The 21940-nt window shown below is 68.6% G+C and carries 18 protein-coding genes; 3 read left to right on the top strand and 15 right to left on the bottom strand.

The window, feature by feature from the left end; translation table 11 throughout:
* From ACZ7CH_RS03790 to ACZ7CH_RS03780, 3 genes are all read left to right on the top strand, one after another.
* On the top strand, window positions 1–438 hold the full coding sequence (locus ACZ7CH_RS03790) for a hypothetical protein (protein ID WP_360395709.1): 438 nt from the start codon (window positions 1–3) through the stop codon (window positions 436–438).
* A gap of 19 nt (window positions 439–457) precedes the next feature.
* Window positions 458–1024 carry a histidine phosphatase family protein gene (locus ACZ7CH_RS03785; protein ID WP_470373098.1) on the top strand — a complete coding sequence of 189 codons (567 nt, stop codon included), beginning with the start codon at window positions 458–460 and terminating at the stop codon, window positions 1022–1024.
* A 75-nt stretch (window positions 1025–1099) separates the two neighbouring features.
* Window positions 1100–1381 carry a DUF4287 domain-containing protein gene (locus ACZ7CH_RS03780; RefSeq protein ID WP_458430179.1) on the top strand — a complete coding sequence of 94 codons (282 nt, stop codon included), beginning with the start codon at window positions 1100–1102 and terminating at the stop codon, window positions 1379–1381.
* 60 nt (window positions 1382–1441) lie between these two features.
* Here the strand turns inward: ACZ7CH_RS03780 and ACZ7CH_RS03775 are convergent, their stop codons facing one another.
* The 15 genes from ACZ7CH_RS03775 to rplJ form a co-directional block, all read right to left on the bottom strand.
* Window positions 1442–5338, bottom strand: coding sequence for a DNA-directed RNA polymerase subunit beta' (locus tag ACZ7CH_RS03775; protein WP_360395703.1), 3897 nt, complete (start codon window positions 5336–5338; stop codon window positions 1442–1444).
* A gap of 115 nt (window positions 5339–5453) precedes the next feature.
* Window positions 5454–8939 carry a DNA-directed RNA polymerase subunit beta gene (gene rpoB / locus ACZ7CH_RS03770; protein ID WP_360395701.1) on the bottom strand — a complete coding sequence of 1162 codons (3486 nt, stop codon included), beginning with the start codon at window positions 8937–8939 and terminating at the stop codon, window positions 5454–5456.
* 674 nt (window positions 8940–9613) lie between these two features.
* Window positions 9614–10519 carry a hypothetical protein gene (locus ACZ7CH_RS03765; protein WP_470373097.1) on the bottom strand — a complete coding sequence of 302 codons (906 nt, stop codon included), beginning with the start codon at window positions 10517–10519 and terminating at the stop codon, window positions 9614–9616.
* Window positions 10520–10566: 47 nt separating this feature from the next.
* The gene (locus tag ACZ7CH_RS03760) at window positions 10567–11067 is read right to left on the bottom strand and encodes a nuclear transport factor 2 family protein (protein WP_360395697.1); all 501 of its coding nucleotides are present in this window, start codon (window positions 11065–11067) and stop codon (window positions 10567–10569) included.
* A complete protein-coding gene (locus ACZ7CH_RS03755; protein ID WP_470370019.1) occupies window positions 11067–12293 on the bottom strand; it encodes an MCE family protein in 1227 nt (408 codons plus the stop codon). Before ACZ7CH_RS03755 ends, ACZ7CH_RS03760 begins: the two co-directional genes overlap by 1 nt.
* Window positions 12290–13432, bottom strand: a complete 1143-nt coding sequence (locus ACZ7CH_RS03750; protein ID WP_470373096.1) for an MCE family protein — start codon at window positions 13430–13432, stop codon at window positions 12290–12292. The genes ACZ7CH_RS03755 and ACZ7CH_RS03750 overlap by 4 nt, the downstream gene beginning before the upstream one ends.
* Window positions 13429–14595, bottom strand: coding sequence for an MCE family protein (locus ACZ7CH_RS03745; protein ID WP_360395691.1), 1167 nt, complete (start codon window positions 14593–14595; stop codon window positions 13429–13431). The genes ACZ7CH_RS03750 and ACZ7CH_RS03745 overlap by 4 nt, the downstream gene beginning before the upstream one ends.
* Window positions 14592–15593 (bottom strand): MCE family protein, encoded by a 1002-nt coding sequence (locus tag ACZ7CH_RS03740; RefSeq protein ID WP_470373095.1) that lies wholly within the window; start codon window positions 15591–15593, stop codon window positions 14592–14594. The genes ACZ7CH_RS03745 and ACZ7CH_RS03740 overlap by 4 nt, the downstream gene beginning before the upstream one ends.
* On the bottom strand, window positions 15590–16621 hold the full coding sequence (locus ACZ7CH_RS03735) for an MCE family protein (RefSeq protein ID WP_360395687.1): 1032 nt from the start codon (window positions 16619–16621) through the stop codon (window positions 15590–15592). The genes ACZ7CH_RS03740 and ACZ7CH_RS03735 overlap by 4 nt, the downstream gene beginning before the upstream one ends.
* The gene (locus tag ACZ7CH_RS03730) at window positions 16618–17934 is read right to left on the bottom strand and encodes an MCE family protein (RefSeq protein ID WP_470373094.1); all 1317 of its coding nucleotides are present in this window, start codon (window positions 17932–17934) and stop codon (window positions 16618–16620) included. The genes ACZ7CH_RS03735 and ACZ7CH_RS03730 overlap by 4 nt, the downstream gene beginning before the upstream one ends.
* The gene (locus ACZ7CH_RS03725; RefSeq protein ID WP_360395683.1) at window positions 17931–18740 is read right to left on the bottom strand and encodes an MlaE family ABC transporter permease; all 810 of its coding nucleotides are present in this window, start codon (window positions 18738–18740) and stop codon (window positions 17931–17933) included. Before ACZ7CH_RS03725 ends, ACZ7CH_RS03730 begins: the two co-directional genes overlap by 4 nt.
* A complete protein-coding gene (locus ACZ7CH_RS03720; RefSeq protein ID WP_360395681.1) occupies window positions 18740–19522 on the bottom strand; it encodes an MlaE family ABC transporter permease in 783 nt (260 codons plus the stop codon). Before ACZ7CH_RS03720 ends, ACZ7CH_RS03725 begins: the two co-directional genes overlap by 1 nt.
* Window positions 19519–20586 carry an ABC transporter ATP-binding protein gene (locus ACZ7CH_RS03715; RefSeq protein ID WP_458430173.1) on the bottom strand — a complete coding sequence of 356 codons (1068 nt, stop codon included), beginning with the start codon at window positions 20584–20586 and terminating at the stop codon, window positions 19519–19521. Before ACZ7CH_RS03715 ends, ACZ7CH_RS03720 begins: the two co-directional genes overlap by 4 nt.
* 254 nt (window positions 20587–20840) lie before the next feature.
* Window positions 20841–21227 (bottom strand): 50S ribosomal protein L7/L12, encoded by a 387-nt coding sequence (gene rplL / locus ACZ7CH_RS03710; protein ID WP_360402180.1) that lies wholly within the window; start codon window positions 21225–21227, stop codon window positions 20841–20843.
* Window positions 21228–21283: 56 nt separating this feature from the next.
* Window positions 21284–21838: a 50S ribosomal protein L10 gene (gene rplJ / locus ACZ7CH_RS03705; protein WP_360402183.1), complete on the bottom strand. Its 555-nt coding sequence runs from the start codon at window positions 21836–21838 to the stop codon at window positions 21284–21286.
* Between the last annotated feature and the right edge of the window lie 102 nt (window positions 21839–21940).

Here is a 21940-nt window from a genome sequence, read left to right as displayed (position 1 = left end):
TTGCTCCAGGTCGTAGAAACCCACACCGCCCACGCCCAGGCAGCCGGCCTCCGCGGCCGCGCCCGCGTCGCCTACGAGCGCTTCCTCGACGAGCTCGCCCACTCCGGCTGCGCCGCCCTCGGCTACCGCGTCACCGGCCCCGAACCGCTGCCGCGCCTGTGCGTGAAGCACCTGCGCGGTGCCGACCGGGTCGTCGTCGCCTTCCCCTCCCCCGACGTCGTGTGGGTGCTGCTGGTCGGCCCGCACGACGACGATCCCGGCCTCGACCTCTACGAGGTGCTGTACGAGATGGCCGGCGTCCGCCCGCGGTTGTCGGAGAAGCGCACGAAACCGCGGTGCTGCACCGACGAGTCCGGCGTGCCGCCGCTGGTGGACGAGCAGCTGGTCGACGACCTCGTCCTGCGGGCCCGCGCGCTGGCCCGTGCCCGTCGCCGCTGATCGCTGCCACACTCGGCTGATGCGCGCCGAAGTTGTCCTGGTCCGGCATGCCCGGTCGACGCCTCCCCGCCGCGGCGGCCCTGACGAGTACCGCAGGCCGCTGACCACGGAGGGCCTGGCGCAGGCCGAACACCTCGTCGCGCACCTCGCCGGGATCGAGCCCAGCCTCATCGCCTCCAGCCCGTACCTGCGGGCGGTGCAGACCGTCGAACCGTTCGCCCGCGCGCTGGGCCTGCCCGTGCGCACCAGCCACGACCTGCGGGAGTGGGACTCCGGCATCGACCCCACGCCGGACTACGCGCGCCACTACGCCGAGAGCTGGGCCAACCCGCACTTCGCCCGCCCCGGCGCGGAGAGCCTGCACCAGCTCACGGCCCGCGCCACGGCGGTCCTGACCTCGCTCGCCCGCGAGCACCGGGACGGCCCCGTGGTCATCGGCAGCCACGGCACGTTCGTGTCCCGCGCGCTCGTCGGTTTCGGCGTCGACACCGTGGACCACTCGTTCTCCCAGGCCATGCCGATGCCGGCGATCTACCGGCTCCGCTTCACCGAACACGGCGTCGAGGTCTCCGGGCCGGGGCTGTGAGTCACCGACAATAAAAGTTGTCAAGACAGCTGGAGTTGTCCTAGGCTTCGGGCATCACGACGAACGGAGACGGCGATGTCCTTCCAGGCCTACCTCGACGGCGCGGAGAAGAAGACCGGCAAGACCCCGGCCGAGCTGCTGGCGGCCGCCGCCGAACAGGGCTACGACGGCAGCACGAAGGCGGGCGTCTTCCTGGAATGGCTGAAGACGGACTACGACCTGGGCCGCGGGCACGGGATGGCGCTCCACCACGTGCTCAAGAACGGCGCGGAGATCAGCGCCAAGCACGTCGGCAGCACCGGCAGCCACCGGGACGACTCCACCGCGCTGCGGCTGGACGGCCTCGCCCACCGCTGACGGCACAAACGGAACGGCCCCCGGAGCAGAAGCTCCGGGGGCCGTTCTCCACTAGCGCGTTCAGCGGTAGTCGCGACCGAAGTCGTAGTCGTCCAGCGGCACCGCGGCACCAGTGCCCGTGCCGAAGACGTCCGGGGTGTAGTACCCGTCGTCGTACGAGGGGATGGCGTACGCGGCAGCGCGCGCCTCCTCGGTCGGCTGGACCTGGATGTTGCGGTAGCGGTTGATGCCCGTACCGGCCGGGATCAACTTACCGATGATGACGTTCTCCTTCAGACCGATGAGCTTGTCCGAACGCCCGTTGATGGCGGCGTCGGTCAGCACACGCGTGGTCTCCTGGAACGACGCGGCGGACAGCCACGAGTCCGTTGCCAGCGAGGCCTTCGTGATGCCCATCAGCACCGGACGTCCGGCCGCCGGCTCGCCACCCTCGGCGACGACGGCGCGGTTGCCCGACTCGAAGTCCGCGCGCTCGACCAGCGAGCCCGGGAGGAACTCCGTCGCACCCGAGTCGATGATCGTGACCCGGCGGAGCATCTGCCGGACGATGACCTCGATGTGCTTGTCGTGGATGGCCACACCCTGGGCGCGGTACACCTTCTGCACTTCCTGCACCAGGTGCAGCTGGGCCTCGCGCGGGCCCATGACGCGCAGGACCTCGTGCGGGTCCGGGGTACCTTCCAGCAGCTGCTGACCGACGGCCACGTGGTCGCCGTCCTGCAGCGGGCCGGTCGCCGTGTTCGCGAGGCGCTGACGCTTCGACAGCTTCTCGAACACGATCTCCTCGGAACCGTCGTCCGGGATCAGCGTGATCTTCCAGAAGCGGTCGCCGTCCTCGATGCGGACGCGGCCGTCGACGTCGGCGATCGGCGCCTTGCCCTTCGGGACGCGGGCCTCGAAGAGCTCCTGGACACGGGGCAGACCGGTCGTGATGTCGTCACCGGCCACACCACCCTGGTGGAACGTGCGCATCGTCAGCTGCGTGCCCGGCTCACCGATCGACTGGGCGGCGACGATGCCGACGGCCTCGCCGACGTCGACCAGCTGACCGGTCGCCATCGAGCGGCCGTAGCAGGACGCGCACACACCGACCGCGGACTCGCAGGTCAGGACCGAGCGCACCTTCACGCGGATGATGCCCGCGTCGACCAGCGACTGGAGCGCCGGGTCGCCGAGGTCGTCACCGCGGTTCAGGACCAGGTTGCCCTGCGCGTCGAGGATGTCGTCCGCGACGGTGCGGGCGTAGACCGAGGTCTGCGCGAACTCGTGCAGGCCGACCTTGTCGCCCAGCTGCTCGCCGACGGTCATCTGGACACCACGGGTGGTGCCGCAGTCGACCTCGCGGATGATGACGTCCTGCGAGACGTCCACCAGACGACGGGTCAGGTAACCCGAGTCGGCGGTGCGCAGCGCGGTGTCGGCCAGACCCTTGCGGGCACCGTGCGTCGCGATGAAGTACTCCAGCACCGACAAGCCCTCGCGGAACGAGTTCTTGATCGGGCGCGGGATGTACTCACCCTTCGGGTTGGTGACGAGACCACGCATACCCGCGAGCGAACGGACCTGCGTCATGTTGCCGGCCGCGCCGGACTGCACGATGACGCGGATCGAGTTGTCCTCGGGGAAGTTGTCTTCCATGATCTCGTGGACCTGCTCGGTGGCCTTGGTCCACACCTTGACCAGCTCGGAGTTGCGCTCCTCGTGGGAGAGCTGACCGCGCTGGTAGCGCTTCTCCACCGCGTCCGCGAGGCGCTCGTGCTCCTCGAGGATGTCCTGCTTCGCGGCGGGGACGAGGACGTCCGAGATCGCGACGGTCACACCGGAACGGGTGGCCCAGTGGAAACCGGCGTCCTTCAGCTTGTCCAGCGTCCGGGCGACGGTGACCATCGGGTACCGCTCGGCCAGGTCGTTGATGATGATGGCCTGCCGCTTCTTGGGCATGACCTCGTTGATGAAGGCGTAGTCCTGCGGCAGGATCTCGTTGAACAGCACGCGACCCAGCGTGGTCTCCGCGAGCCACGGCTGACCGGGCTCCCAGCCCTCGGGCTCCTGGCCCTTGGGCGGGTTCTTGTCGGAGACGCGGATCTTCACCATCGACTGCAGGCCCAGGACCTTGCGGTCGAACGCCATCAGGGCCTCGGCGGGCGACGAGTAGAAGTGGCCCTCGCCGATGTCGCCGGGCTTGTGCCGGGTCAGGTGGTACAGACCCGTCACCATGTCCAGACGCGGCATGGCCAGCGGCTTGCCGGACGCCGGGGACAGGATGTTGTTCGACGACAGCATCAGGACGCGGGCCTCGGCCTGCGCCTCGGCGCTCAGCGGCAGGTGGACCGCCATCTGGTCACCGTCGAAGTCGGCGTTGAACGCCTCACAGACCAGCGGGTGCAGCTGGATGGCCTTGCCCTCGACCAGCTGCGGCTCGAAGGCCTGGATGCCGAGGCGGTGCAGCGTGGGTGCGCGGTTGAGCAGCACCGGGTGCTCGGTGATGACCTCTTCCAGCACGTCCCACACGGCCGGGCGCGCACGCTCGACCATCCGCTTGGCGGACTTGATGTTCTGCGCGTGGTTGAGGTCCACGAGCCGCTTCATCACGAACGGCTTGAACAGCTCCAGCGCCATCTGCTTGGGCAGACCGCACTGGTGCAGCTTGAGCTGCGGGCCGACCACGATGACCGAACGGCCGGAGTAGTCGACGCGCTTGCCGAGCAGGTTCTGGCGGAACCGGCCCTGCTTGCCCTTCAGCAGGTCGGACAGCGACTTGAGCGGGCGGTTGCCGGGCCCGGTGACCGGGCGGCCGCGGCGGCCGTTGTCGAACAGCGCGTCGACGGCCTCCTGCAGCATCCGCTTCTCGTTGTTGACGATGATCTCGGGCGCGCCGAGGTCGATCAGTCGCTTGAGGCGGTTGTTGCGGTTGATCACGCGGCGGTACAGGTCGTTCAGGTCCGAGGTCGCGAAGCGGCCACCGTCGAGCTGCACCATCGGGCGCAGGTCCGGCGGGATGACCGGGACGCAGTCCAGGACCATGCCCTGCGGGTTGTTGCGGGTCGCCTGGAACGCGGCGACGACCTTGAGGCGCTTGAGCGCACGCAGCTTCTTCTGGCCCTTGCCGCTGCGGATCGTCTCGCGCAGGACCTCGGCCTCGGCGTCCACGTCGTAGTCACCCAGGAGCTTCTGGATGGCCTCGGCGCCCATGGCACCGGTGAAGTAGTCGCCGTAGCGGTCGTACAGCTCGCGGTAGAGCAGCTCGTCCGCGATCAGCTGGGCGCGCTCGAGCTTGGTGAAGGTGGACCAGATCTCGTCGAGGCGGTCCAGCTCGCGCTGGGCGCGGTCGCGGAGCTGGCGCATCTCACGTTCGCCACCCTCCTTGACCTTGCGGCGCACGTCGGACTTGGCGCCCTCGGCCTCGAGCTCGGCCAGGTCGGCCTCGAGCTTCTGGGCGCGGGCCTCCACGTCGGCGTCGCGGCGGTTCTCGACGCGCTTGCGCTCGACCTGCATCTCGCTCTCGAGCGTCGGCAGGTCGTTGTGGCGCAGCTCGGCGTTCACGCCCACGATGACGTAGGCGGCGAAGTAGATGATCTTCTCGAGGTCCTTGGGGGCCAGGTCGAGCAGGTAGCCCAACCGGCTGGGGACGCCCTTGAAGTACCAGATGTGCGTGACCGGAGCGGCGAGCTCGATGTGGCCCATGCGCTCACGACGCACCTTCGCGCGGGTCACCTCGACGCCGCAGCGCTCACAGATGATGCCCTTGAAGCGCACGCGCTTGTACTTGCCGCAGTAGCACTCCCAGTCCCGGGTGGGACCGAAGATCTTCTCGCAGAACAAGCCGTCCTTCTCGGGCTTGAGCGTGCGGTAGTTGATGGTTTCGGGCTTCTTGACCTCGCCGTAGGACCACTGGCGGATGTCGTCCGCGGTCGCGAGACCGATGCGGAGCTCATCGAAGAAGTTGACGTCGAGCACGTCTACTCTCTTCCCCTTTTTAGATCGGTGGCAAAGGAGCTGGTCGGAGGGCCGGTGAGGGACTGCGTCCGATTTCTTGGCTCGGAGGCAGCCCCATCACCAGCCGGCGAGGTGACTAGTTGACGACGTCGTCCACGGAGGGCGACTCGGACCTCGACAGGTTGATGCCGAGGTTCGCGGCCGCGCGCTCCAGGTCCTCGTCGTCGCCGTCGCGCATCTCGATCGCGGCACCGTCCGAAGACAGGACCTCGACGTTGAGGCAGAGCGACTGCAGCTCCTTGAGCAGCACCTTGAAGGACTCCGGGATACCGGGTTCCGGGATGTTCTCGCCCTTGACGATGGCCTCGTAGACCTTCACGCGGCCGAGCACGTCGTCGGACTTGATGGTGAGCAGCTCCTGCAGGGTGTACGCGGCGCCGTACGCCTGCATCGCCCAGCACTCCATCTCACCGAAGCGCTGACCACCGAACTGCGCCTTACCACCCAGCGGCTGCTGCGTGATCATCGAGTACGGGCCGGTCGAACGCGCGTGGATCTTGTCGTCCACCAGGTGCAGCAGCTTCAGGATGTACATGTAGCCGACCGACACGGGGAACGGGTACGGCTCGCCGGAGCGGCCGTCGAAGAGCTGCGCCTTCCCGTTCTCCTTGACCATGCGCTCGCCGTCGCGGTTCGGGATCGTCGAGCCGAGCAGGCCCGTGATCTCCTCTTCCTTCGCGCCGTCGAACACGGGGGTCGCGGTCTTGGTGCCGGGCTCGACCTCCAGCAGGTCCTCGGACAGGTTCTTCGCCCAGTCCGGGTCGCCGTTGATGCTCCAGCCCTGCTTGGCGATCCACCCGAGGTGGGTCTCCAGCACCTGGCCGATGTTCATACGACGCGGCACACCGTGCGTGTTCAGGATGATGTCGACCGGCGTGCCGTCCTCGAGGAACGGCATGTCCTCGACGGGGAGGATCTTGCCGATGACGCCCTTGTTGCCGTGGCGGCCGGCGAGCTTGTCACCGTCCTGGATCTTGCGCTTCTGGGCCACGTAGACGCGCACGAGCTCGTTCACGCCCGGAGGCAGCTCGTCGTCGTCCTCGCGCGAGAACACGCGGATGCCGATGACCTTGCCGTACTCGCCGTGCGGCACCTTGAGCGAGGTGTCGCGGACCTCGCGCGCCTTCTCACCGAAGATCGCGCGGAGCAGGCGCTCCTCCGGCGTCAGCTCGGTCTCGCCCTTGGGCGTGACCTTGCCGACGAGGATGTCGCCCGGCTGGACCTCGGCACCGATGCGGATGATGCCGCGCTCGTCGAGGTCGGCGAGGACCTCCTCGGAGACGTTCGGGATGTCCCGGGTGATCTCCTCGGCGCCGAGCTTCGTGTCGCGGGCGTCGATCTCGTGCTCCTCGATGTGGATCGAGGTGAGAACGTCGTCCTGCACGAGGCGCTGCGACAGGATGATCGCGTCCTCGTAGTTGTGGCCTTCCCACGGCATGATCGCCACGAGCAGGTTCTTGCCGAGCGCCATCTCGGCGTTCTCGGTGCACGGACCGTCGGCCAGGACCTGGCCCTGCTCGACCCGGTCGCCCTCGTTGACGATGGGCTTCTGGTTGATGCAGGTGCCCTGGTTCGACCGGCGGAACTTGTGCAGCGCGTAGGTGTTGCGCGCACCGTCGTCGGCCATGACGGTGATGTAGTCGGCGGAGACCTCCTCGACCACACCGGTCTTCTTCGCGACGACGACGTCACCGGCGTCGACCGCGGCGCGCAGCTCCATGCCGGTGCCGACGAGCGGCGACTCGGAGCGGAGCAGCGGCACGGCCTGGCGCTGCATGTTCGCACCCATCAGGGCGCGGTTGGCGTCGTCGTGCTCGAGGAACGGGATCATGGCGGTCGCGGCCGACACCATCTGGCGCGGCGAGACGTCCATGTAGTCGACGTCGGTCGGGTCGATGAACTCGACCTCGCCGCCCTTCTTGCGGACCAGGACGCGGTCGTCGGTGAAGTTGCCCTCGTCGTCGGTAGGCGAGTTCGCCTGCGCCTTGACGAAGCGGTCTTCCTCGTCCGCGGTCAGGTAGTCGATCTGGTCGGTGACCCGGCCGTCGACGACCTTGCGGTACGGCGTCTCGATGAAGCCGAACGGGTTGACCCGCGCGTAGGACGAGAGCGAACCGATCAGGCCGATGTTCGGGCCTTCCGGCGTCTCGATCGGGCACATGCGGCCGTAGTGCGACGGGTGGACGTCGCGGACCTCCATGCCGGCCCGCTCACGGGACAGACCACCGGGACCCAGCGCCGACAGGCGGCGCTTGTGGGTCAGACCCGCGAGCGGGTTGGTCTGGTCCATGAACTGCGACAGCTGCGAGGTGCCGAAGAACTCCTTGATCGCCGCCACGACGGGACGGATGTTGATCAGGGTCTGCGGCGTGATGGCCTCGACGTCCTGCGTGGTCATGCGCTCGCGGACGACGCGCTCCATGCGGGACAGACCGACGCGGATCTGGTTCTGGATCAGCTCGCCGACCGTGCGCAGGCGGCGGTTGCCGAAGTGGTCGATGTCGTCGACCTCGACCGGCACGTCGCCACCGGCGGCGGCGTCCATCATCGTCTCACCGGCGTGCAGGCGGACGAGGTACTCGATCGTCGTGACGATGTCGTCCTCGGTCAGCACACCGGTGTTGATCTCGGTGTCCAGGCCCAGCTTCTTGTTGATCTTGTAGCGACCAACCTTCGCCAGGTCGTAGCGCTTGTCCTTGAAGAACAGGTTCTCCAGCAGGGCCTGCGCGGACTCCTTCGTGGGCGGCTCGCCCGGACGCAGCTTGCGGTAGATGTCGAGCAACGCCTCGTCGGTACCCGCGGTGTGGTCCTTCTCGAGCGTGGTCAGCAACGTCTCGCTGAACGCGAACCGCTCGCGGATCTGCTCCGTGCTCCAGCCCAGGGCCTTCAACAGCACCGTCACCGGCTGGCGACGCTTGCGGTCGATGCGGACACCCACGGTGTCGCGCTTGTCGACGTCGAACTCCAGCCAGGCACCCCGGGACGGGATGATCTTGACGCTGAAGACGTCCTTGTCCGTCGTCTTGTCGACCGCGGTGTCGTAGTAGACACCAGGCGAGCGAACGAGCTGCGAGACAACCACGCGCTCGGTGCCGTTGATGATGAACGTGCCCTTGTTCGTCATCATCGGGAAGTCACCCATGAACACCGTCTGGCTCTTGATCTCGCCAGTGGTGTGGTTGGTGAACTCCGCCGTGACGAACAGCGGTGCCGCGTACGTCATGTCCTTGTCCTTGCACTCCTCGGTCGAGGCCTTGACCTCGTCGAAGCGCGGGTCGGAGAAGGACAGTGACATGGAGCCGGAGAAGTCCTCGATCGGCGAGATCTCGTTGAGGACCTCTTCGAGGCCGCCCGTCGGGGTCTCGTCGCCGGCGTCGACGCGGCGCTGGAACCACGCCTCGTCACCGGTGAGCCATTCGAAGGACTGGATCTGCAGGTCGAGCAGGTTGGGCGTCTGAAGCGGCTCGTGAATCTTCGCGAAGGAAACTCGCTTCGGCGCTCCAGGGATCCCCGACGTGGAGTTGGTCGCAGCAGTGGCCTTGGTCGCGCGAGAGATCGCCAAGATGCGTCCTTCCAGGGACAAATAGCTGGCTAGAGCGAACTAGCACGGCTGTCTAGGGTGCGGCGCTGCTCGACTAATCCACGCTCTCGGCGAAGGGCAAGCGGAAAATGGGCAGCGCAAAGGGGCAGTCTAGCCACACGCACGGCGACTGTCGAGAGGCACCTGGAAGGACCCTCCTCTTGCTCACCGACAGAGTGACCCTGCATGAGCGCGCAGTCAAGATGTCGAGCGCTTATCCACTCTCTGGATGGAGCGCCGTTCACCGACCGTCATCCAGTTGACCTGCACAAACACGTGTACGCCCGGTTTGGTGGGAAGTTGACGGCCTCAAGCGCTCTTACAGAGCGCCACGAGAAACCGTGTGACCGAGATCACGCGTGTCGGGTCTGGCGAAGGGGCCCTTTGGGGTGCTTCCAAGCCCTTTGCGGGCCTTGGACGAGGTTGTTGATCTTACTCGACCCCACCGAAGCGTTTGGCACCGACCATCCACCGGGTATGTGGCTCCCGGCGAAGGGCAGCGAGGCAGCCCGAACGTAACGTCCACACCCCCTCGGCAAGTGCACGCGGGGAGCTTTCGTACTCCAGGACGGCACGCGGGGTCCCCGCGTACCCCCAAGTCGGCACGCGGGGGCCCTGCGTACCCCGGGACGGCACGCGGGGGGCCCGCGTGCCGGTCAGCAGGACTGGAGTTGGCGGTCCTGGTCGGCGGTCGCGCCGAACATCCTCAGGTTGTCGACCTTCCAGCGGCCGCCGTCCTCCACGGCGCCGACCTGGAGCATGGCGGTGCCGCCGCCGGTCTGGTTGTCGGTGGTGCGGGTGGTGACCTGGTCGGCGAAGACCAGGACGGTGGCGCGGCCGTCGCGCAGGGACGACACGGCGGAGGAGACGACGCGAACGCTGACCACGAGCTTCTGCTGCGGGGCGATCTCGCGGACCGGGCCGAAGACCGCGTTGTACTGGCAGAGCGCCTTGCCGGTCAGGAGCTCCTTCGCGGCCTTCTCGGTGGCGGAGACGTCGGCGAAGTTGTACGAGAACGACTTCTCCACGGCCTCGCGGACCTGGCCGTTCACCGAGGACGTGGTGGCGGAGTCGACCAGCGCCGAGTCGTAGCCGCCCGACCTGGACTTGACCAGGAAGAACGTGCCGAGGCCCGCGAACAGCAGCGCGACCACGACCAGCGCGACCGGCAGCACCCAGCCCCCGGACGCTGACCTCGTACCGGCGACCTCGACCGGGAGCCCCTCCGGCTCGGCCTCCGCAGGCTCTGACTTCGCGGGCTTCGGAGCGGCCGACGGCGTCCAGTCCACCGCCTCGGGCGCCTTGAGCCCGGACTCCTCCGGCTCGACGGTCTCGGCGGACTGCCCGGCCTCCGGAGCCTCGACGACCTCACCCGCACCGGCAGCCTCGGCCCGCTCGACGGCCTCAACCGCCTCGGCCCGCTTCGCAGCGGCGGTCTCCGGCGTCACCACCTCGGTCGCCTCACCGGCCTCGGGCGCGGCGGCACGGCGGTTCAGACCGGCCACGCGCGGGCGGCCACCGGCGGGCGGCGTGGGGATGGGGCGGCGGCGGGGTGGGGGCACGTGCTCTCGTCCAATCAACTCTGGCCGAAGCCGGGACCGGGACCGGGTCAGACGCCCGCCCGCAGCGGGCCCAGCTGGCTCAGCTTCCAGCCGTCGTCCGTGCGGGTGAGCTTGGTCAGGTACCGGTTGATCTTGGTGACCTGCTGGCCGCCGTCGGGCGTCACGGTGCTCTCGACCACGGCGATCATCTCGGCGGTGCCCGCGCGGTCGTCCAGCTCGGACACGGCGGCGTCGAGGACCTTCGACGTCGTCACGGACTTCGCGTCGACCAGCTGCTTCTTGCGCGCGTCCTTGTCCTTGTCGATCTCCGCGCGCAGCTCGCCGGTCGACGAGCTCAGCCAGCGCTGCAGGTCCTCGTCGACCTTGCGGTAGTCGAGCGTCAGGAAGTTCGTGATGCCGACCTCACCCGCGCGCCGGGCCTCGTCGCGCGCGGAGGCGAACGACGACTCGGAGGAATGGGCCGCCGCGTACCAGGTCACGCCCGCGTACGCGGCGAAGCCGAAGGTCAGGACCGCGAGGACGGCGGCGACGGTGGTGAAGGTCCGCACTACTTCTTCCCCTCTGGCAGGCCCAGCAGCTGGCCCAGCGACGTCAGCAACGGCACCTCGGGCACGGTGGTCTGCGACCCGGTGGTGGGCTCCTGGCCGGGCTGGGTCACCGCGGTGCCCACCGGTGTCCCGCCGTACGGAGCATTCTGCGACCCGCGCACCGAGGTGGCACTTCCGGGCGCGAGCGCGCAGTAGGCCTGCGTGTTCAGCGGCACGGGTGCGGTGTCGGCGCCGGTGCGGATGCGCGTGCCCTCGTACCCGACCGTGCACGGCATCGGGTCGAACACGTTCAGCGCCAGCCCGAAGTGCGCCGACCCGTCGCCCGGCGCCACGGTGAAGCCACCGCCCACGGCGATCGGGTAGGTGACGGCGATCTGCTCCAGGCCGTCGCGTCGCGTCACCAGGATGTTCGAGGTGGTCAGCAGGTTCGCGAACACCACGCCCAGGTTCGGCCCGCTCTCCCTGAGCAGCGCCGACACCTGCTCGGACGCCGGCGGCACCGCGACGATGAGCCGCCGCAGGTCGCCGTCGGAGGCCTTCAGCTGCTCGGCGAGCAACCGCAGGTCACCGCTGAACGACCGGATGGCGCCGCCGGACGCGGCCTGCGTGGCCAGCACGATCCGCCCGTCCTGCAGCAGCCGCGTGGTCTGCGGCAGGTGCTCGCGCGCCGCTGCCGTGAACGCCGCGGTGTTGTCGATCAGCACCTGGAGGTCGCCGCCCGTGCCGTTGAAGGCCGTGTGCAGCTCGTCGACCACGACCTTCAGCGAGTCCGTCGGCACCGAGGTGGCGAACGCGTCGAGGTTCGTCAGCAGCCCGTCCACCGGCGGCGGCGTCTTCGTCGCCGACCGCGGGATCACCGACCCGGCCTCCAGGAACGGGCCGCCGTCGGTCTTCGGCCGCAGGTCCACGTACTGCTCGCCGACCGCCGACCGGTTGGCGACGACGGCCTCGGCCGACGCCGGCACCCGCGGTGCGTCGGCGTCGAGCTCCAGGTCGGCCTCGACGCCGTCGGCGGTCAGCCGCAGCTGCCCGACCCGGCCGATCGTGACACCGCGGTAGGTGACCTCGGCGTTGGAGAAGATGCCGCCGGAGTCGGCGAGCTGCATCGTCACGACGGTCGACGACGAGCGGAAGAGCCCGACGTAGTTCGCGCTGACGTAGGAGATGCCCAGCAACGCCACCAGGACGAACGCCACGACCTTGAGCTTCGTGCCCCGCGTGATCACTTGCGCCCCCCTCCCAGCAGACCGCCGAGGATGTCGCCGAGGCCCGACCCGGTGCCCTGGCCGATGCCGGGCAGCGGGAGGTTCGGCAGCGGCAGCGGAGTGCCCTGGCTCGGCGGCAGGATGCCTTCGAGCGGGGTCTGCCGCGACCGGCCCAGGTTGTCGAGGACGTTGCCCAGGTTGAGGTCCAGGTCGATGAACGCGTTGGTGTAGTCGCCCTTGATGCCGTCGACCGCCGCGTCCGGGAACGGGTAGGTCAGCAGCAGCTCGAACGCGTTCGGCAGGTTCTGCCCCGACTCGGCGAGCTTCGTCAGCGTCGGCTGCAACGCCTTGAGGTCGGCCACGATGTCGTCGCGGCTGCGGTTGACCGTGTCCACGGCGACGTCGGACAGCCTGGTCAGCGACTGCAGCAACGTCACCAGCTGCGTGCGCTGCTCGGCCAGCACCTTCAGGCCGGGTTCCAGGTCGGTCAGCGCCACGGTGATCCGGTCCCGCTGCTGGGCGAGGGTGGCGGCGAGCCGGTTCATCGAGTCGAGCGCGCGGACGATCTCCACCTTGTGCTCGTCCAGCTGCCCGACGAACGTGTCGAGGTTGCCGAGCAGTGACCTGATCTCCTGCTCGTTGCCCTCGAACGTCGCGTTGAGCTCCTTGGTGATGTTCTGCAGCTGCGCGACACCGCCACCGTTGAGCAGCAACGACAACGCGCCGAAGACCTCTTCGACCTCGGGGTTGCGGTTGGTCTTCTCGATCGGGATGGTCGCGTTGTCCGCGAGCTTGCCGCTCGCGTCCTTCGGCTTGCCCAGCTCGATGAACTTCTCACCGAGCAACGCCGACTGGCGCAGGTTCGCGTACGCGTTGGCCGGGAGCTGCACGTCGCCGTTGACGAGCAGCGTGACCTCGGCGGTCCAGCCGCCGGGAGCGAGGTCGATCCGCTCCACCCGGCCGACCGGCACGTCGTTGACCTTCACGCCCGCCTGCGGCACCAGGTCGAGCACGTCCTTGAAGTGCGCCTTCACCCGGTACGGGTGGTCGCCCACGTCCGCGCCACCGGGCAGCGGCATGTTGTAGACGCCGTCGAAGCCACCGGAACCGCAGCCGGAGACCAGCAACACCGCCGCGAGACCCACGACGAGCTTCTTCACCGGGGCACCCCCGCGAGCGGCAGGGGCAGCGGCAGCTTGCCCGCGTTGAGGTCGCCGAGCACCTCGGCGGGCGACTTCAACGGGATCGCACCGCTCAGCAGCGGCTCCAGCTGCTTGCACGTGTTCGCGAGCACCGGCGGCACGTTGTTCGGCGTCGCCTGCTGCACCAGCTTGCAGATCAGCACGATCGGCGGCTGGTTGAGCTCGTTGATGTTCGCGCGGGTGTCGAGCGTGCCGGACGCCGCGTTGTAGGAGTTCTGCAGGTTGCCCAGCGCCAGCGGTGCCACGTCCAGCGTCTCGGCCAGTGCCGCCCGCTGGTTCACGAGCACCTGCGTGATCGACGCCAGCTTGTCCACGTTGGACTTCAGCCCGGCGCGGTTGTCCTTGACGAACCCCTGCACCTGCCCCAGCGCGGTCGCCAGCTCGCTCAGCGCGGCACCGAGGTCGCCGCGTTCGTCGGCGAGCAGCTTCGCCACGTCCGCCAGCTGCTTGTTGAGGTCCCGCACCTGGCTGTCGTTCGCGGCCAGCATCGCCGTGAACTTCTGCAGGTTGTCGACGGTCGCGAAGAGGTCCTCCTTCGACCCCGACAGCGTGCGGGTGGCCTGGCCCAGGTTCTTCAGCGTGTCGTTGAGCGCCTGGCCGTTGCCCTCCAGGTTCTTCGCCGCGGAGTTCAGCAGGTCCGCGAGCGCGCCGTCGGCGTTCGCGCCGTTGGGCCCCAGCGCGGTCGTGAGCTTGTCCAGCGACGAGTACAGCTCGTCGAGCTCGACCGGTGTCGCGGTGCGCTCGCGCGGGATCACGGCGTCGTCGGCCATCGCCGGCCCACCGGTGTAGGCGGGCGAGAGCTGCACGTACCGGTCGCTGACCACGCTCGGCGAGACCACGACGGCCTGCGCGTTCGCCGGCACCCGCACGTCGCGGTCGACGGTGAACACCACCTTCACCGTCTTGCCCTCCGGCGTGACCTCGTCGATCGTGCCGACCTTCACGCCCAGCACCCGCACGTCACCGCCGGGGTAGACGCCGACGGCCGCCGCGAAGTGCGCGGTGACCTTGCGCCCGTTCATGCCGTTGAACACCCACCAGAGCGCGGCGGTCAGCACGAGCGCGAGCACGCACGCGATCGCGATGAACCGGCCGGCCCTGCTGTGCACCACAGTCGTCATCGCGCCACCCCCGGAGGCAGGCAGCCTTCCTCGTTGAACCCGACGACGCCGAGGTTCACCGAGGGCGGCAGCAGACCGCAGATGTAGGTGTCGAACCAGCGCCCGTTGCCCAGGGTGTTCGCGAACACCCGGTAGAACGGGGCCAGCAGCGCCAGGCTGCGGTCCAGGTTGTCCTGGTTGCGCTGCAGGATCGTGGTGACCCGGTCGAGCTGCTGCAGCGCGGGCTTGAGCTGGTCCTGGTTGTCCGCGACCAGCCCGGAGAGCTGCCTGGCCAGGTCGCGCGTGCCGCCGAGCACCGCGCTGATGGCCTCCCGCCGCTTGCGCAGCTCGCCCAGCAGCAGGTTGCCGTCGGCGATCAGCTTCTCGAACTCGGCGTTGCGGTCGGCCAGCGTCCCGGTCAGCTGCCGGGTGTTGTCGAGCAGCTTCGCGAGCTGCTCGTCGCGCGAGGAGATCGTCTTCGACAGCGCGGACAGGCCGTCCAGCGCGCCGCGGACGTGCTCGGGCGAGTTCTTGAACGTCTCGGACAGCACGGTGAAGCTGTCCGCGAGCTGCTTGGTGTCGATCTGGCCGACGGTCGTCGCGAGCCCGTTGAACGCCTCGTTCACGTCGTACGGCGCGAGCGTGCGTTCCTTCGGGATCGGGTCACCGGGCGAGAGCGGCTGCGAGCCCTGCGGGTCGAGCGCCAGGAACTTCTGGCCCAGCAACGTCTTGATGCGGATCATCGCGGTCGACCGGTCGCCCACCCAGGTGTCCTTGACCTTGAACGTCACCCGCACCCGGTCGCCGTTCAGCCCGACCTTGGTGACCTTGCCGACCTTCACGCCGGCGACGCGGACCTCGTTGCCCGGCACCAGGCCCGCGGCCTCGCTGAAGTCCGCCGCGTAGCTCGTGCCGCCGCCCACGATCGGCAGGTCGTCGGAGTAGAACGCGGCGAGCAGCAGCAGTGCGATCAACGTCAGGCTGATCGCGCCGGTGGCGATGGGGTTGCGCTGTTTCATCGGCGGCACCTCTGCTGTGTCACCGGCAACGCCGTGATGGGGACGGGGTTGGTGATGACCGGCGGCACGGCGATCTGGCCGCTGGCCTCGCACAGGTAGAAGTTGAACCACGAGCCGTAGGTCGCGGTCCTGGTGATCGTCTCCAGCTTGTTCGGCAGCCGCTGGAGCACGCCCTCGACGAGCACCTCGTTGTCCCCCAGCGTCTTCGAGACGATGCCGAGCTGAGCGATGTCGTTGCGCAACGGTTCACGGCCCTGTTCCAGCAGGCCGGCGGTCGCGTTGGTCAGGTCGCCGAGCGCGGTGATCGCCTCGCCGATCGGCTGGCGGTCCTGCGCGAGCCCGGAGACGAGCTGCTGCAACGTGACGACGAGGTTGTTCAGGTCGTCGCCGCGCGAGTTCACGGTGTCCAGCGCGACGTTGAGGTTGTCGACGACCTGGCCGATGACCTTGTCCTTGCCGGCGAGCGTGCTGGTCAGCGACGCCGTGTGCCGCAGCAGGCTGTCGATCGTGCCGCCCTCTCCCTGCAGCACCTGGACGATCTCGAACGACAGCTTGTTCACGTCGTCCGGCGACAGGGCCTGGAAGAGCGGCTTGAAGCCGTTGAACAACACCGTGAGGTCGAGCGCTGACCTGGTGCGCTCCAGCGGGATCGTGCCGCCCTCGGGCAGCACCGCGCTGGTGTCGCCGGTGCCGGCCTCCAGCGCGATGTACCGCTGGCCCACCAGGTTGCGGTACTTGATGGTCGCGGTCACCGCGTCGGGCAGCCGGCGGTCGCCGTCGATCGAGAACTCGACCTCGGCGGTCTTGCGGTCGACGACCCTGATCTCGTCGACCTGCCCGACGCGGACGCCGGCGATGCGGATGTCGTCGCCCTCGTTCAGGGCGGTGACGTCGGTGAACCGCGCCTTGTACCCGGTGGCGCCGGCCAGGTTGACGTTCGCGATGGTGATCGCCAGCAGGGTCGTGGCGAGGATCGTGACCACGGCGAACGTGATCAGCTTCAGCAGCGGGGCGAGCACACCCTTCACTCGACCGTCACCTCCGTTCCGCGCACCAGCGGTCCGAGCAGCAGGCTCGACCAGCCCGGCACGTCCTGCGGGTCCACGCCCATCCGCGGGCCGAACAGCGCCGCGATCATCCGGGCCTCCTCCGGCGAGTTCGCGAGGTTCACCGCGGTGGCCGACGACGGCGAGGTCGCGTTCCCGGCGGTCGCGGGCGGCAGGATCCCGTCGTTGGCGACGCGGGCGGGCGGCGGCGAGCTGGAGCCGTCCTTCACCGGACCCTCCGGCGGGTACTGCGGGAACGGGTCCGGCCGCGGGACCAGGTCGTAGCAGCGTGGCCCGCGCTTGTCCCGGTACTCGGGGTCGTCGATGCCGGGCTTGTACTTGCCGCGGGTGTTCGTGATCTCCAGCGTGATGTGCAGGCCGGGCTCGTTGGTGCCCACACCGAACGCCTTCTCGATGACCGGCTTGAACTCGCTGAGGCCCTTGAGCAGGCACGGGTACTCGGGCGCGTACTTGGCGAGCAGCTCCAGCGTCGGGCGGCTGGTGTCCGCGAGCTGGATGATGTTGTTCTTGTTGACCGCGAGGAAGCCCGTGAGGTCCTGCGAGGTCGTGGTGAGCGAGCCGTACAGCGCGAGCAGGTTGTCCCGCTGGTCGACCACGGTCTTGGTCGTCGCGGTCATGTCGTTGAGCGCCTGGAGCAGGTCGGGAGCGGCGTCGGAGTAGACGTTCGCGACGTCGGCGAGCCTGGAGATGTTCTCCTTGAGCGCCGGCAGCTGCGGGTTGAGCTCACCGAGGTAGGCGTCGAGCGACACCAGCGTCTCGCCGAGCGGCTTGCCGCGGCCGTCGAGCGCCTGCGACAACGCCGTGAGCGTCGTGGCGAGCTTCTCCGGCTGGATCGCCTGCAGCACCGGCATCAGGTTGTTCAGCACGCGCTCGACCTCGATGGCGCTGCTGGTGCGGTCCTGCTCGATGACCGCGCCCTCCCTGATGGCGGCGCCCTTGCGCTGCGGCAGCACGAGGTTCACGTACCGCTCGCCGAACAACGTCTTGGGCAGCAGGCGCGCGGAGACGTTGCCGGGGATCTGCTCGACCTTGTCCGGCAGCAGCGCGAGCTCCAGCTCGGCGCCGTCGCCGGTGGTGCGGATGGCCTTGACCGAGCCGACGATCAGCCCGCGCACCTTGACGTCGCTCGCGGTCAGCAGCTGGTTGCCGATGTGGTCGGTCTTGAGCGTCACCTTCACGTAGTCGCTGAAGGCGTCCTTGTAGAGCGCCACCGTGAGCGACAGGAACATGGCGATCGCGAGGAGGAACGCGATGCCCAGCACGCGCTTCTTCATCCGGCGATCCTCACCGTCGTCGTGGCGCCCCAGATCGCGAGGCTCAGGAAGAAGTCGAGCAGCGCGGTCGTGACGATGGCGGTGCGCACCGCCCGTCCGACGGCCACACCGACCCCCGCCGGCCCGCCGGAGGCGCGGTAGCCGTAGTAGCAGTGGGTCATGATGATCACGACCGCGAAGACCAGCACCTTGCCGAACGACCAGAGCACGTCGACCGGTGGCAGGAACAGGTTGAAGTAGTGGTCGTACGTGCCCGCCGACTGCCCGTAGAACTCCACGGTGATCGTCCTGGCCGCCAGGTAGCTGGTGAGCAGGCCGATCACGTACAGCGGGATGATCGCGACGAACCCGGCGATGATCCGCGTGGTGACCAGGAACGGCAGGCTCGGGATGCCCATGACCTCCAGCGCGTCGATCTCCTCGGAGATCCGCATGGCGCCGAGCTGCGCGGTGAACCCACTTCCGACCGTCGCGCTCAACGCCAGCCCGGCGACGAGCGGCGCGATCTCACGCGTGTTGAAGTAGGCGGACACGAACCCGGCGAACGCGCTCGTGCCGATCTGGTTGAGGGCCGTGAACCCCTGCAGACCGACGACGGTGCCGGTGAACACGGACAACCCGACCATCACGCCGATCGTGCCGCCGATGACCGCGAGCGCACCGGACCCGAAGCTCACCTCGGCCAGCAGCCGCAGCGTCTCCTTGGAGTACCGCTTCAGCGCGCGGGGCGTCCACGCCAGCGCCTTGAGGTAGAACGACAGCTGGTCGCCGAACCCGTCCAGGGTGGACAGCACCTTGTTCGCCATCAGCTCCCCTTCGCGGGCACGACCTGCAGGTAGATCGTGGTGAGGACGAAGTTGACGAAGAACAGCAGCAGGAACGTGATGACCACGGCCTGGTTGACCGCGTCGCCCACGCCCTTCGGCCCGCCCGCGGGGTTGAGCCCCCGGTAGGCGGCCACGATGCCCGCGATGAACCCGAAGATCAGCGCCTTGAGCTCGCTGATCCACAGGTCCGGCAGCTGCGCCAGCGCGCTGAAGCTCGCGAGGTAGGCACCGGGCGTGCCGTCCTGCATGATCACGTTGAAGAAGTAGCCGCCGAGCACGCCGACGACGCTGACCATGCCGTTGAGCAGCACGGACACCAGCATCGCCGCCAGCACCCTGGGCACGACCAGCCGGTGGATCGGCGACACCCCGAGCACTTCCATGGCGTCGATCTCCTCGCGGATCGTGCGGGACCCGAGGTCCGCGCAGATCGCACTGCCGCCGGCACCGGCGATGAGCAGCGCCGTCACGATCGGGCTGGCCTGCTGGATGATCGCGAGCACGCTGGCGGCACCGGTGAACGACTGCGCGCCGATCTGCCTGGTCAGGCTGCCCAGCTGCAACGCGATGACCGCGCCGAACGGGATGCTGACCAGTGCCGTCGGCAGCACCGTGACGCTGACGATGAACCAGCTCTGCTGGATGAACTCCCGCAGCTGGAACGGCCGCCGGAACGACGTGCGCACCACGTCGATGCCGAGCTGGCACAGCTTCCCGGTCTCCCGCAGCGCACCGGCGCCGGGAAAGGTCTGGGTGCTCACAGCACACCACCGGTCCGCGGCCACGGGCTCGGCGTGGGAGCCGCGACCGGCGTCCCGACGTGCACCCCGTACCGCACCTGCTCCTCGGTGGTGAGGCTGGCGATGATGCCCTGCTGCGCCTCGTGCGGCAGCCGGTGGATGATCGACATGACCCGGTCCTTGCGCCGGCGCACCGCGTCCCGGTACGGCAACCCGGGCGTCGGTTCCAGCTGCGGCACGACCCCGCGCATGTCCTCGTCCGGCGACCCGTCCGAGTGCCCGGCGTCCGCGTGCGCCTGCTCGGCGGCCATGGTCGCCTGGTCCTTCTCCTCGGACATGCCGATCGGCCCGAGCCGCCGCCCGTTGAGGAACTGCTCGACCACCGGCTCGTCGCTCGTGAGCAGGACCTCCCGCGGCCCGAACATGACGAGCTCCCGCCGGAACAGCATGCCGAGGTTGTCCGGCACGGTCCGCGCGATGTTGATGTTGTGCGTGACGATGAGGATCGTCGCGTCGATCTGCGCGTTGAGGTCGATCAGCAGCTGGCTCAGGTACGCCGTGCGCACCGGGTCGAGCCCGGAGTCCGGCTCGTCGCACAGGATGATCTCGGGGTCGAGCACCAGCGCGCGGGCCAGACCGGCCCGCTTGCGCATGCCGCCGGAGATCTCACCGGGGAGCTTCTTCTCCGCACCGACGAGACCGACCATCTCCATCTTCTCGAGGACGATCCTGCGGACCTCGGCCTCGCTCTTGCGGGTGTGCTCCCGCAGCGGGAAGGCGATGTTGTCGTACAGGTTCATCGACCCGAACAGCGCACCGTCCTGGAACAGCACGCCGAACATCTTCCGGATCTCGTAGAGCTTGTGCTCGGAGCACCGCACGAGGTCCGTGCCGTTGATGACGATCTTGCCCTGCTCCGGCTTGAGCAGTCCCACCAGCGACTTCAGGAACACGCTCTTGCCGGTGCCCGACGGTCCGAGCATCACGCTGACCTCACCCGGCGGCAACGTGAGCGTGACGTCCTGCCAGATGGTCTGCTTGCCGAAGGACTTGGTCAGACCCTCAACGACCACCTCGACGCCCATCCGCACCTCCGCACAGCCCGACGACGCCGACGGGACCGGCGTCACACCTGGGCAACGAGTTCGTTCGCGGGAGGTTACTCACCAGTTGGGTTAATGGCGGTTGCGTTCGGATAACAGCACTGAGCGTGACCTCGTGAAACGGTCACACGGCGCATGTCGTGAAGGTCCGGACACAGCAAAACGGGCGTGCACCCCCGTTGTGGGTGCACGCCCGTTTCAAGCGGCTGAACGCCAAGCCCCCGAGGGGGCCCGGATCACTTGAGGGTGATCTTGGCGCCGGCGGCCTCGAGCTTCTCCTTGGCGGCGTCCGCGACGTCCTTCGCGACACCCTCGAGGATCGGCTTCGGAGCGGACTCGACCAGCTCCTTGGCCTCCTTCAGGCCCAGGCCCGAGACGACCTCGCGGACGACCTTGATGACCTGGATCTTCTTGTCACCGGCGGACTCGAGGACGACGTCGAACTCGTCCTTCTCCTCGACCTCGGCGGCGGCGGGGCCGGCCGGGCCGGCGGCAGCGACGGCGACCGGAGCCGCGGCGGTGACCTCGAAGGTCTCCTCGAACTGCTTCACGAACGCCGACAGCTCCAGGAGGGTCATCTCCTTGAACGCGTCGAGCAGCTCTTCGGTGCTGAGCTTCGCCATGATCGGCGGTCCTTTCTAATTTCCCGCGCGAAAGCGTCGGGTGTGTCTTCGGGTGATCAGCTTTCGGCGGGAGCGTCGGCTTCGGCGGCGGGAGCCGACTCGGCCTTCTTCTCCTGCAGGGCAGCAGCCAGGCGAGCGACCTGGGAAGCCGGGGCGTTGAACAGACCCGCGGCCTTGGCCAGGTTGCCCTTCATCGCGCCCGCGAGCTTCGCGAGCAGCACCTCACGGCTTTCGAGGTCGGCGATAGCCGTGACCTCGTCGACCGAGAGCGGGCGGCCATCCATGAAGCCGCCCTTGATGATCAGGGCCTTGTTGTCCTTCGCGAAGTCGCGGATCGCCTTGGCGGCGTCGACGGGCTCGCCCTCGACGAACGCGATGGCGGTCGGACCGGACAGGAGAGCCTCGAGGCCCTCGATGCCGGCGTCCGCGGCGGCCAGCTTGACCAGCGTGTTCTTCGCGACGGTGTACTTGGTGCCCGCGCCGAGAGCGCGACGCAGCGTCGTGAGCTGCGCCATGGAGAGGCCACGGTACTCGGTGACAACCGCTGCCGAGCTGCTGCGGAACTGGTCCGCGAGCTCAGCGACCGCCGTAACCTTGCTGGGCTTCGCCATGATCGCCTCCTCTCTGGGCTGGGTGACCGCCGGTTCGAGAAGGCTCCGAAACAACAAAAACGCCCACGCGCACAAGCAGCACGGGGCGTCACGACAAGCTGA

This window comes from Lentzea sp. NPDC037011, assembly GCF_055607425.1.
The sequence above is the reverse complement of the archived record's forward strand: the minus strand, read 5'-3'. Positions and strand labels throughout refer to the sequence as shown.